A 12,431-nucleotide genomic window follows, 5' to 3' on the forward strand; every position below is an offset into this window, starting at 1 on the left:
ATCCAGCCTGAGGTCCCGCCGGGCAGCGCGAAGTGAGGACCGAGCATGACTGACCTGTCCGCGCTTCTCGGCGAAGCGGTCGACGGCTCGCTGGCGTTTCTGCGGCGGGCCGACGCCGACGCGGCCGCCGACATCGAGGCGATCCGGCGCCGCGCCGTCACCCGGCCGTCGATCGTCGTGGTCGGTGAGACCAAGCGGGGCAAGAGCTCGCTGGTCAACGCGCTGATCGGGGTGCCCGACCTGTCGCCGGTCGACGCGGCCGTCGCGACGGCGACCTACCTCGAGTTCGTGCCCGGCAACCCGCACGGCGCGCGGGCGTGGCTGCCCGACCAGGCGCAGCCCGTACCCCTGGAATTGGCGCAGTTGCGTGATTGGGCGACCACCCTCGGCCGCCTGCCCGACGGCGCCCGGCCACCGCGCCGGGTCGAGGTGACCCACTCGGCGCCGCTGCTGCAATATCTGAGCCTGGTCGACACGCCGGGCACCGGCGGCCTCGACCCACTGCACGCCGAGATTGCCCTCGACGCGGCGACGCAGGCCGGCGCGCTGCTGTTCGTCGTCGACGCGTCCGGGCCGTTCACCCGCCCCGAGCTGGAGTTCCTCATCGAGGCCAGCAAGCGGGTCAACGTGGTGGTGTTCGCGCTGACCAAGACCGACGCCTACCCGGGCTGGCGGACGATCCTCGCCGACGACCGCGCCCAGCTGCAGACGCACGCGCCGCGGTTCGCGCAGGCGCCGTGGTTCCCGGTGTCGGCGCGGCTCGCGCAGTTGTCGATGACGCTGCCCGGCGAGGCCGGCGCCGAGCTGGTCCGCGAGTCACGGATCGCCGGGCTCCAGCACGCGCTGATCGAGCTGGCCGGCAAGGGCCACCTGCTGCGGCAGGCCAACGTGTTGCGGGCGGTGCGCAGCGAGCTGGTGCGGCTCGACCTGCGGGCCGGCGAGCGCCTGACCGCCAGCGACCCCGACCCGGCCGACGTGGCGAAGGCCCGCGCCGACCGGACGGCGCTGGCGGCGCGCAAGCGGACCGAGTCGCGGCAGTGGTCGCTCACGCTCAACACAGAGACGCAGCGGGCCCGGGTGGAGGCGACCGGAAAGCTGCGGACGTACGTGGCCCAGCTCCAGGACGAGCAGCTCACCCGGATCGACAAGGCGAAGAGCGAAGACCTCAAGGCGCTGCCGAGCGAGCTCGACACGGCTTTGCAGGCGCTGTCGATCCGGCTGTCGCAGGACCTCGAGTCCCGGTTCCGCAACGTCGCCGAGAAAGTCCTCGCCCAGGTATTCGGCGCGGACGAGCTCCAGTTCGTGCTGGCCCGGCTCAACGCGACGCTGCGGCACGCGCTGACCAGCCGGCCACCCCGGGACACCGGCACCGACAACATGATGATCGCGATGTCGGCCGGCGGCATGGCGTTCATGGCCGGCCGCGGCGCGATGGCCGGCGCGTCGGCACTCGGCGCGGGCGCGCTGCTCGGCGGTGGCCTGCTCGTCCCGGTCGCCGGGCTGGGGCTGGGGCTGGCCGCGGGGGCGTTCATCCTCTACCGGCGGCGGGCGCAGAGCGACCGGGCCCAGGCCCGGCTGTGGCTGCGCGACGTGCTCGGCGAGGCCCGCGCCGCCCTGTCCGACGAGATCATGCACCGGTTCACGGATTTGCAGTACGCGCTGACGCTGGCCCTCGACGACGCCATCGAGAAGCGGCTCCAGCAGCTCGACGCGCACATCGCCGAGATCGACAAGGCGCTCGCCGACGACAAGGCCGAGCGCGCCCGCCGCCGGGCCGGGATCGCCGCCGAGCGCGAGGCGATCCGCTCCCGCATCAAACAGGTCGACACCGTGCTCGTCCGGGCACGGACCCTGGCACCCGCCGCCACCACCGACGACCAGGAGCTGTCATGAGCGACGACTGGAACTGGGACGACGGGCATTCGGACCATTCGGGGTACGACGGATCCGACGACCATTCCGGGTACGACGGGTCGGGCGATCACCACGACGCCGGGTTCCACCACGACGACGCGGACCCGTTCGGCAGCGACGTGCCCGACGGGCTCGGCGGCGACCTGGCTGGTCACCACGACCTCACCGGGCACGACGACCTGCCGGGGCACGACGACCAGGTGGATTACGGCGACGACGGCGGCTTCGACGCCGGCGATCCGTTCGCCCCGCACGCGCTGGTCAGCGAGCACCACGACTGGTCCGACGGTCTTGACGACGGCACCGGCATCGGCGACGACGGGTTGGCCGGCGTGCACGACGCCGGGCTGTTCACCGTCGACCCGGATGTCGCCGCCTACACCGACGGGGTCTGGCCCTCGCCGGAGTTCCCGGCCGCCCTGGATCTTCACGACATCTCGCCGATCGATGGCCCGCCGTGGACCGACGCGTCGGCGTTGGGGATCGGGCTTCCGGACGCCGATCCGCTCCCGACGGACGTGCCCGATGTGTCGGAGCTGGCGGCCTACGCCGGTCTTGATCCGACATCGGCCAGCGCCGGCTGGGACGCGCTGCTGGGGTCCGACGACCCCGCGACGTCGGCTCTTGCCCGCTTCTGGGGACCGCCGACGTCGTAGGCGTCATGCCGCGCAGCGGGCGTGCAGCGCTGTCGGCGGAGGAGTGCCGCACAGCGGGCGTGCGGCCCTGTCAGCAGAGGACGTCGGCGTTGTTCGCGGCGTCGACGGCGATGTCCTCACCGCGTAGCCAGCGCCGCGCCCACAACCGCGCCGCGATCTCGGCGAGTTCGTCCCGGTCGGCGGCCTGCTCGACCAGCACGGCGGCGGCCAGCACGTAGGCGGTGCGCAACGCCAGCCCACGGGCGCCGGCTACCACCGGGGCCGAGGCCGGATCGGCCGCCACCTCAGCGAACTCGGCACCAAGGTCGCGGGCCGCGCCGGCCAGCGTGTCGGCGACCGCCGGCGAGAGCCCCCGCGCGAGATCGGCGGCGGCCGCGACCCGGGCCACCACCGGGGTGGCGGCGTCGTCGCGGGCGACCGCCCGCAGCGCGTCGAGGGCGAGCACGTTGGTGGTGCCCTCCCAGATCGGCAGCACCTGGGCGTCGCGCAGCAGCCGCGGCACGCCGGTGTCCTCGACGTAGCCGGCGCCGCCGAAACACTCGACGTATTCGCTGGCCGACGAGACCGCCAGCCGCCCCGTGGCGAGCTTCGCCAGCGGCGCGACCAGCCGGAGCTCGGCCGCGGCGGCCGGATCGGAGCCGACCTCGACCCGCCCGAGCAGCGCGAACGCGTGCCCCGCCAGCGCGAACGCGCCGATCGCGTCGACGGCGAGGGTGGCCAGGGTGGCCCGGTGCAGCGGTGAGTCGAAGAGCAGGCCGCCGGCGACCTGGCGGGCTTTCGCGTACGCGATGGCGTAGTCGAGCCCCCGCCGCATCCCACCGGCCGCCGCGGCGGCGTTGTGCAGCCGGGTGATGACCACCAGCGTCATCGCGCGGACCAGGCCCGGCTGGGTCGGGTCGCCGAGCGGGATGCCGGTGGCGTCGGCGAGCCCGATCTCCGCGGTCGGCAGGGCCCGGGTGCCGAGCTTGTCCTTCAGCCGGTGCACGGTGACACCCGCGGCCGGCGCACCCGACGACGCACCGTCGGCGTAGCGGGGCATCAGGAACGGCACCAGCGCCCGGCTGCCCGGCCGGGCACCGTCTGGCCGCGCGAGGGCGACCGCCATCGCGGAGTCGGCGGCCGAGCAGAACCACTTGTCGCCGGTGAGCAGCCACCGGTCACCGTCGCGGCGGGCGACGGTCGACGAGCGGGCCAGGTCGGAGCCGCCCTGCGACTCGGTCATCCACTGCCCGCTGGTGATCGCGGTGTCGGGGTCGGTGGACAGCAGCCGGGGCAGCCACCGGTCGCGGACGTCGCGGTCGACGTCACCGCGGGACAGCAGCGCGGCGGCGCCGTCGGCCATCGCGACGGGGCAGGAGAAGGTCGCCGACTCCGGGCCGTAGAGGTGCAGCAGGGCATGTTGGACACTGCGGGTCGCGGCACCCCAGGTGCCCCGGGTCTCGTCCAGATAGGGCAGTGCCACGACGGCGTGCCGGGCGGCGGCGGCCCGCTGCGCCTGCCAGCCGGCCGACGTGTCGACCCGGTCGATCCGCGCCCCCCACGGGTCGTAGCGGACCAGGGTCGGCGGATGCGCCTCCGCGTCGGCGTGGGCCGCCCTCAACGACCCGACGACGTCGGCGGCCAGGTCGGTCAACCGCGCTTTGGCCAGTGCGTGCCCCGCCGCGCCGAGCTGCCGGTCGAGCCAGAGCCGCAGGAACCGATCGCCCGCGTAGGGATCCTCCGGCGGCGGCAACGGCTGCACGAACCGGGCCATGGGCGCTCCTTCGCGGCGGGAACGGGTTGGCCCCGACGGTAATCGACGCCGGCCCGACGCGACCAGGCAACCACGCGGCATGCGCCGGACGGCGTCACCCTGGCTGCGGACGGCGGCCACCCCCGAGGGCCGGAATCAACTCCGCCGCGACGCCGCCCAAAGCAGCCGGCACCGGCGAACGCTCCGCCGCCGCGGCGGCATGAGCAGGCCACGGCCGATCACTCGGAAGGGCAACCGGCACGCCGCCGACGACGCCCGGGTGACCAGGCAACCGCCAGGCCGGCGCTGACGCCCTGGGCGACGCGGCAACCGCCAGGCCCGCGCGACGCCTGGGTGACACGGCGACCGCCGAGCCGCCACCCGACGCCTGGGTGACGTCGCAACCGCCAGGCCGGCGCTGACGCCTGGGCGACGCGGCAACCGCCAGCCCCCCGCTGACGCCTGGGTGACACGGCAACCGCCGAGCCACCAACCGACGCCTGGGCGACGCGGCAACCGCCGGGCCGGCGCTGACGCCTGGGCGACACGGCAACCGCCGGGCCGGCGCTGACGCCTGGGCGACACGGCAACCGCCGAGCCGCCACCGACCCCTGGGTGACGTCGCAACCGGCAGGCGGCGGTGAGTCGGTCGCCGCCACCCCCTGCTATCGGTGCCCAGAGGCCGGCACCGACCGGCGCAACGGTCGTGGCCGCCAGGTGGCCGCGACCAGCACCGTCGCCGCGCCCAGCACCAGCGCGACCAACCAGCGGTCATGCGCGGCGTCCCAAGCCGTGTCGCTGTCAAGGCCGACCAGCAGCTGAATGCGGTCGGGAAGCAACGTGACCACCACGACGACAACAAGGAACGCCGGCGCCGCCACCAGGCCGACCACCCCGCGCGCGGCGCGGCGCCAGACCACCGACGCCACTGCCGCGGCCCCGACGAACACCGCGGCCGCCTCGAGTGTCAGGTCGCCGCCCGGGAGCGCGGCCGCCGCGTCGCCGGCGGCCGCCATGCCGGTAGCGAGGGTGGCGCACCACCACGCCGCCGAAGCGACGGCCAGGGCCGTGAGCCGAGCCGCCAGCGGCAGCCACGCCGGGGCCGGCGCGGTCGCGGTCGTCGGGCGGGCCGGATCGTCGAAGGCGAACCCGACCCCGAGCCCGGCGCACAGCGCCGCGAGCCGCAACAGGATCACGACCAGGTTGGGCGACGACGGCCCACCGATCACCGCCGGCAGCCCCACCATGGCGTAGCCGACCAACATCGCGGCGAGGACCGGCGACCAAAGCCCCGCCCGCACCGCGGGGACCGCGACCGCCGCGAGAACCGGAGCGCGCCGCGGCGCGACCTCGGGCATCACGTCAGCCCTCACAGCGGGTGCTGGCGCCCTGCTCGGGCGCGGGTAGGGCCGGCACGTTGAACAGCGCCGCCGCCGCTTCGAGGCTGGTCTCCGGCGCGGTCAGCTCGGACCAGTGCGCGGACACCACCGGCGCGACCTCGGCCGCCGGACGGGCGAGCAGGGTCAGGCCGAGCGCGGCGTCGCGGTCGTCGACGGACAGCCACGTGCGCAGGGACGGGTCGGCGAAGGCCAGCGCGCCGAAGCTGTGGTCGTCGAGGGCGCGCACGCCGGCCGCGGTGCGCGGGCTCGCCTGGCCGGCCAGCCAGACGACCAGGGCAGCCTGCCCGCCACAGGCGCTGGCGCGGCCGGACACCGTGCGTCCCGTCACGAACCGGTAGGCGACGCTCGCGGCCAGGACCGCCGCGGACTCGTCGTCGCCCCATTTGGTGCCGACCGGGACGGCTTCCGGGGTGCCGGCCGCCGCGTCGCTCGCCTGCTGGGCCTGGCCCGTCGCATCCTCGTCGGCCGGGCCGAAGACGCCGTTGGCCTGATATCCGTCGGCCCAGACCCGCTGCCGCACCGCCAGCGGCGGTCCGGCCGTCGTCGCGGCCGCTGGAACCAGCGCGGAGACGTCGCCGACCACCTCGGCCCACGCCGGGATCCAGGAGGTGAAGTCGGAGAAGGCGCAGTAGGTGACGCCGGTGCGCACCTGACACGTCTCCAGCGTGGACGGATCGGCGTTGGCGGCGACCCGCGCCGCCTGGACCCTCTCGTCGCGGTCGAACTGGGCGATGCCCGCCGCCACCGTCACCGCGAGGGCTCCGGCCAGCAGCGGCACGCCGACCCGGGCACGAGCGCCGGACCGCAACAGCGCCAGCGCGGTCAGCACCAACGCTAGGCCGCCTAGGTAGGCCAGATGGCGGCCGGATGGCCGGTCGACCAAGGCCGCCGGCAGGGCGAACGGCACCTCGTCGGGCAGCATCGGCAGCAGCCGGCCCCACGCCGCGCCCGTGGCGACCGACGCGATCGAGACGAAGCCCGCGGCAGCGAAGGCCACGGCTGCGAGGGGTGCGACGATCGGCGACCGGACCAGCAGAGCCAGCAGGACGCCGGCCGCGCCCAGGACCGCGACGATCCCGGCCGGGATGGCCACGTCGAACACGACCACGACGCCGGCGCGGCCTGGCAGCAGGGCCAACAGCGTCACTTGGGCGACGAGCACGAGCAGGGCGAGGCCGGCCAGCGCGAGGACCGCGAGCAGGAACGCCGTCGTGCGCCAGGCCGGCGGCAGGATCAGCAGGTCGGAGACCGCGTCGGTGCGGTGCCGCCGCTCGCGCAGCGTCGCCAGGTTGGCCACCACCAGCGCCGCGCCGCCGAGCACCAGCATCGCCGCCATCTGCAGGCTGACGACCGTGGTGTGCAGCACGGGGTAGCGGTCGGCGCCGGGGCGGAACAGGATCCACGCCCACGGGCCCAGGTAGAGCAGGAATGCGGCGACCGTCACCGGGTGGCGCAGCATCCGGACCGCCTCGACTCGGGCCAGCGCGAGCGTGGCCCGGCGTCGGCTGGCCACCGCGCCGACCGGCGTCACCGTCGGCGGGGCCTCGACGACGGCGGTCACGGCTGGACCTCGGTGGTGCGCAGGTCGACCAGCGTCAGGTAGCCGTCTTCGATCGTCGGCTCCAGCAACACCGCACCGGCCGGTGGGTCGCCGACGTGGCGGTGGTTGCCCGTGCCCGTGCGCCACGAGGCCAGCGCCCCCGGTGCGCGGGCGTCGCTGGTCCACACCCGGCCGGCCGCCAGGCCCGCGAGGTCGGACGGGGTGCCGCTGAAGCGGACCCGGCCCTGGTCGATGACCACGACCGTGCGGCACAGCGACATCACGTCTTCGGTCTGGTGGGTCGACAGCAGCACCGCGCGGTCTTCGCCGAGGTCGGCGAACAGCTCGCGGAACCGCATCCGCTGCTCGGGGTCGAGGCCGACGGTCGGCTCGTCGAGGATCAGCAGCGCCGGGTCGCCGACCAGGGCGGCGGCCAGCGCGACCCGCTGGCGCATGCCGCCCGACAGGGCCCGCATCCGCTTGCCGCGCTGTGCGTCGAGGCCGACCTGGTTGAGCACCCGGCGGACCTCGGCGTGGCGGGCGGACCGCACCGTCAGCTCCTTGAGGATCGCCACGTAGTCGACGAACTCGAACGCCGTGAACGACGGGTGGAAGCCGGGATCCTGCGGCAGGTAGCCCAGCCGCCGGCGCAGCGCGAGCCGGCCCGGGCCGCTGAGCACGTCGTGCCCGAACGCCGTGACGCTGCCGGCATCGGGACGCACCGCGGTGGCGACGACCCGCAGCAGCGTGGTCTTGCCAGCGCCGTTGGGACCGAGCAGGCCCGTCACGCCCGTGCCGAGCGACAGGGAGACCCCGTCGAGCGCGGTGGTGCGGCCGTAGCGCAGCACCACACCGTCGGCGCGGACCGCGACGTCGGTCGCGGAACTGAGGGTCATCGGAACCTCCGGGTCGGTAGCACGTCGAAGACCGCAGCCCGGCGGGCCAGCAGCACGGAGAACAACGCGGCGGCGGCGAGCAGCGAGAGCTGCCCGGCGGCAGAGAACGGCAGCGGGCCGGCCCAGGTCACCACCAGCACCCACACCGCGCCCACCCCGACGGCGGACAGCACCGGGCTGAGCCGCGACGAGAGCAGCAACGTCGTGACGGTCAACGCGAGCGAGGGCAGGAACCAGGCTGCGGCGACGCCGGTCAGGAAGACGCTGGCGAGCACGCCTAGCACGGTGTTGGCGGCCAGCACCGTGACGCAGCGCAACAGCAGCAGCCGGAACGCGTGGACCGGCGACGTCACGGTGATCTCGTAGGTCGGGTCGATGCCCGGACCGAACGACGCCGCGACACCGACCAGCGGCAGCAGTGGCGCCACGCCGAGGAACACCGCCGGGGTGACGGCGTGGGCGACCACGGCCGTGAGCACGAGCGTCACCGCGACCGCGGCCAGCCACGACACTCGGAGCGCCGGCGTCGCCGTGAGCAGCCGGGCGGTGTGGTCGGGCACCCCGACCGCGACCAGCAGCCGCTCGACCGGGCCGGGTCGCGGCGCGTCGAGGGCCGCGTCGAGCCGGGCCCAACCGTCGTCGACGGGCACGAAAACGGCCACTCGGGTGCGGCACTCGGGGCAGGCGGCCAGGTGGGTTTCCGTCGACCACAGCAACGGAGGTGCGAGGCCTCGGCCCGCGTAGCGGCGCAGGTCGTCGTCGGGAACGTGCCAGGTGCTCATGTCAGCTCCGCACGCAACTGTTGGCGGGCGCGCATCGCCCGGGACTTGACGGTGCCGGTCGGGATGCCGAGCAGGACCGCGGCCTCGGCGGTGGACAGTCCGTCGATCACGGTCGCCTGGATGACGGCGCGCAGCTCGGGGGACAGCCGGGCCAGCGCGCCAGCCAGGTCGCCGTGCTCGACCCCGACCAGCACCTGCTCTTCGGCGGAGGGCTCGTCGCGGCGCCGGAATCGGGCCAGCAGCCGACCGAGCCGGTCGCGGGAATGTCGTTTGCGCAGGGCATCGACGAGCCGGCGGGAGCCGACCCGCCACAGCCACCCGGCGACGTCGGCGGCGGGTGACGCGTGGAAGCGGGCGGCACCGCGCCACACGTCGAGGAAGGTCTCCTGCACCACCTCGTCGACCAGCCCGTCGTCGGGGCACCGGTGGCGCAGCCGCAGCGACAGCCACGGCGCGTGCCGGCGGTAGAACGCCTCGAACGCGGCCCGGTCGCCATCGGCGATTTGGGCCAGCAGGTCGGCGTCGGTGGGTGGTGGTCTCACATACTCTTCATCGGATCGAGAGGGCGATCCGGTTCGCAGGAGCCGGAAGAATTTCTCACATGCCCGGCAGGGCCGGCTGTGGCGGCGCGGAACCCAGGTCACCGGCCATGAAGTGGCGCCGGCACAACACCTGGTAGCGCACGTCGGCGTCGGCCGCCGTATCGCCGATCACCACCTGCTCACCGGAGCGCGCCACCACCCCGTTGACGATCCGGGCGTTGAGCTGGCCTTCCCGTCCACACCAGCAGAGCACCTCGACCTGGATCCGCTCGACCGCGTCGGCCAACTCGAACAGCCGCCGCGCGGCCGGGAACAGCACCGACCGGAAGTCGGTGGCCAGCCCGAACGCGAACACGTCGACGTCGTAACAGTCGACCAGTTCGACCATCTGCTCGATGTGCTGCTCCTCGTAGAAGCAGGCCTCGTCACAGATCAGATAGTCGACACCGACACCCGCGGCCCATTTCGATCGGACCAAGGAAACCAGATCGAGGTCGGACGTCACCTCGATCGCATCGTGGGCCAGCCCGATCCGGCTGGTCACCCGCGGGCCGAGCCAGCGGTCGATGCGGGTCAGCACCAGCCCGCGCCGGCCCTGTCGGGCGTGGTTGTAGTTCATCTGCAGCGCCATCGTCGACTTGCCGCAGTCCATCGGACCCCAGAAGAACTTGAGCGCCGCGCCGTGGCGCAGCCGCCCGTCGCCGGCGGCGTGGCAGGTCGAGGCCAGTGCGGAGTCGTCGGTCACGATCCGGCAGCCTAACCGCCGGATACGCGAGATCGGTTCACAGCACGCGCGGCGGCGTGTTTCCCGCGGCCACGATCGCGCGCCGGATCGGCACCGCTAGCAGCAGGAAGAAGCCCACGACGAAGAAGAACACCAGCGACACGATGCCGATGCGGTAGGAATCGGTGAGCTGGAACACCAATCCGAAGGCCAGCGGCCCGAGCCAACTCGTACCCTTGTCGCTGATTTCATAAAATCCGTAGTATTCGCCCTCTTTGCCCACTGGGATCATCTGGCTGAACAGCGACCGGCTCAACGCCTGGCTGCCGCCCAGCACGATGCCGATGCACGCGCCGAGGATCATGAATGGCAGCGGCTCCTCGGCCGGCAGCCAGAACGCGGCGACGATCACGCCGATCCACAGCACCAGGCTGAGCAGCACCGTCTTCCAGGCGCCGATCCGCTCGGCCAGCCGACCCAGGGCCAGCGCGCCGCCGAACGCCAGGAACTGCACGATCAGGATCGTCACGATCAGGGTGTTCTGCTCGAGCTTGAGCTCCTCGGTGCCATATTGGCTGGCCAGCGTGATCACTGTCTGGATGCCGTCGTTGAATACCAGGAACGCGAGCAGGAAGAACAAGGTCAGCGGGTAGGCCTTGAGGTGCCGCAACGTGCCGCCGAGCTGCCGGAACCCATCGGTGAGCACGTTGCCGCGCGGGGTCGGCACGTCGGGCGACACCACGATCGGCCGGTCGCGCAGCCAGAGCAGCGGCAGCACGGTGAACGCCGCCCACCAGACGCCCGCCGACACGATCGACCACCGGGCCAGATCCATCGTGCGCTGGTCGTTGCCGTCTTCGCTGAGCAGCATCACGGCGACCAGGTTGAGCAGCAGCAACAGGCCGCCGCCGAGATAGCCGAGGGCCCAGCCACGGCTGGAGACCTTGTCGCGGTCATCGGGCGCGGCGAGCTGCGGCAGGAACGAGTTGTTGACCACGAATGCGGCGCCGAACGCGATGTTGGCGATCAGGAACAGCAGCCCGCCGAGCAGGTAACGCTCACCGGTCACGAACGCGAACAGGATCGTGGCCAGCGAGCCGATGAACGCGAAGACGCCCAGCAGCCGCTTCTTGTGCGGCGTGCGGTCGGCGATCGCGCCGACGATCGGCAGCACGAAGACCTGGAGCAGGACCGACAGCGAGATGAGGTAGGGGTAGAAGGAGCCGGCCGCGATCCCGATCCCCAGTGGATGGACCCGCCCGGAGCACTCGTCGGCGCCCAGCGCGCAGCCGGCGGCGAGTTCGGTCACGGTCGTCAGGAACGGCCCGAGGAACACGGTGATGACCGTGGTCTGGAAGGCCGAGTTGGCCCAGTCGTAGAAGTACCAGCCCGACCGCTCCCGCCGCGTGCTCGGTGGCGGCGCGGCAGCCACGGATGTGGCGGCGGTGACCTCGGCCATCGGTCGTCCTTTGGTCAGGCGGGCCAGAGGCCGCGGGCGGTATAGACGTCGCGCAACACGTCGACGCGATCGGTCATGATGCCATCCACGCCCAGATCAAGTAAGTGGTGCATCGGGCCGGGTTCGTCGATCGTCCAGACATGAACCTGAAGACCGAGCCGATGCGCGTACGCGACGAAGCGGGCATCTGTCACGGTGAGCCGCCCGTAGCGGACCGGGACCTGGGCGGCGACCACCGACGGGTGCATCCGGACCGGCCGGTTGCCGCGCGATGCCAGCCAGAGACGGGTCACGCCACGCATGCCGAGCGACGTCGCGACCTCCGGGCCGGCCAGGGCCCGCACCCGGGCCAGGCGGGAGTCGCTGAAGCTCGCCAGCAGCACCCGGTCGGCGGCTTTGGCCTCGCGGACCGCCCGCACGGTCGGCTCGATGCCCGGCGACGCCTTCACATCGATGTTGAAGCGCACCTGCGGCCACGCGGCCAGGACATCATCCAGCCGGGGTACGGCGGCCGCACCCGCGACGCGTACCGTGGCGAGTTCTTTGCTCGTCAGGTCGCGGATCTTGCCTGGTTGGCCGGTCAGCCGGCGCAGGTCGGAGTCGTGGAAGACGACCGCGACGCCGTCGCGCGTGCCGTGCACATCGGTCTCGACGTAGCGGTAGCCGAGGTCGACCGCGCGGGCGAAGGCCTCGGCCGTGTTCTCGTCACCCTCGGCGGCGCCGCCCCGGTGGGCGAAGGCGAGCGGCGTGGGCGCATCAAGGTACGGGTGCACGCGACGGAGTATG

At 73.4% G+C, this 12,431-nt stretch carries 11 protein-coding genes; 2 read left to right on the top strand and 9 right to left on the bottom strand.

Translation table 11 applies throughout. The features are described from left to right. Window positions 1-45 precede the first annotated feature (45 nt). Window positions 46-1,893, top strand: a complete 1,848-nt coding sequence (locus DFJ67_RS33085; RefSeq protein ID WP_116072286.1) for a dynamin family protein — start codon at window positions 46-48, stop codon at window positions 1,891-1,893. Continuing rightward, the gene (locus DFJ67_RS33090; RefSeq protein WP_116072288.1) at window positions 1,890-2,570 is read left to right on the top strand and encodes a hypothetical protein; all 681 of its coding nucleotides are present in this window, start codon (window positions 1,890-1,892) and stop codon (window positions 2,568-2,570) included. Before DFJ67_RS33085 ends, DFJ67_RS33090 begins: the two co-directional genes overlap by 4 nt. A 70-nt stretch (window positions 2,571-2,640) precedes the next feature. Here the strand turns inward: DFJ67_RS33090 and DFJ67_RS33095 are convergent, their stop codons facing one another. The 9 genes from DFJ67_RS33095 to DFJ67_RS33135 all read right to left on the bottom strand — a co-directional run bounded on the left by DFJ67_RS33095 (window position 2,641) and on the right by DFJ67_RS33135 (window position 12,418). Beyond that, a complete protein-coding gene (locus DFJ67_RS33095; RefSeq protein ID WP_170216089.1) occupies window positions 2,641-4,323 on the bottom strand; it encodes an acyl-CoA dehydrogenase family protein in 1,683 nt (560 codons plus the stop codon). 644 nt (window positions 4,324-4,967) lie between these two features. Further along, on the bottom strand, window positions 4,968-5,660 hold the full coding sequence (locus DFJ67_RS33100; RefSeq protein ID WP_147315692.1) for an ABC transporter: 693 nt from the start codon (window positions 5,658-5,660) through the stop codon (window positions 4,968-4,970). Between the two features lie 4 nt (window positions 5,661-5,664). Next, window positions 5,665-7,263 (bottom strand): hypothetical protein, encoded by a 1,599-nt coding sequence (locus DFJ67_RS33105; RefSeq protein WP_116072294.1) that lies wholly within the window; start codon window positions 7,261-7,263, stop codon window positions 5,665-5,667. After that, a complete protein-coding gene (locus DFJ67_RS33110; protein WP_116072296.1) occupies window positions 7,260-8,138 on the bottom strand; it encodes an ABC transporter ATP-binding protein in 879 nt (292 codons plus the stop codon). The genes DFJ67_RS33105 and DFJ67_RS33110 overlap by 4 nt, the downstream gene beginning before the upstream one ends. After that, window positions 8,135-8,920: a cupin domain-containing protein gene (locus tag DFJ67_RS33115; RefSeq protein WP_116072298.1), complete on the bottom strand. Its 786-nt coding sequence runs from the start codon at window positions 8,918-8,920 to the stop codon at window positions 8,135-8,137. The genes DFJ67_RS33110 and DFJ67_RS33115 overlap by 4 nt, the downstream gene beginning before the upstream one ends. Next, window positions 8,917-9,462, bottom strand: coding sequence for an RNA polymerase sigma factor (locus DFJ67_RS33120; protein ID WP_116072300.1), 546 nt, complete (start codon window positions 9,460-9,462; stop codon window positions 8,917-8,919). Before DFJ67_RS33120 ends, DFJ67_RS33115 begins: the two co-directional genes overlap by 4 nt. Window positions 9,463-9,517: 55 nt before the next feature. Beyond that, window positions 9,518-10,207 (bottom strand): thymidine kinase, encoded by a 690-nt coding sequence (locus DFJ67_RS33125; RefSeq protein WP_409362900.1) that lies wholly within the window; start codon window positions 10,205-10,207, stop codon window positions 9,518-9,520. A gap of 37 nt (window positions 10,208-10,244) precedes the next feature. After that, complete coding sequence (locus DFJ67_RS33130) at window positions 10,245-11,645, bottom strand: MFS transporter (protein ID WP_116072304.1); 1,401 nt, start codon at window positions 11,643-11,645, stop codon at window positions 10,245-10,247. 14 nt (window positions 11,646-11,659) lie between these two features. Next, window positions 11,660-12,418 (bottom strand): glycerophosphodiester phosphodiesterase family protein, encoded by a 759-nt coding sequence (locus DFJ67_RS33135; protein ID WP_409362901.1) that lies wholly within the window; start codon window positions 12,416-12,418, stop codon window positions 11,660-11,662. Between the last annotated feature and the right edge of the window lie 13 nt (window positions 12,419-12,431).

The organism is Asanoa ferruginea, assembly GCF_003387075.1.
Taxonomy (GTDB): Bacteria; Actinomycetota; Actinomycetes; order Mycobacteriales; family Micromonosporaceae; genus Asanoa; species Asanoa ferruginea.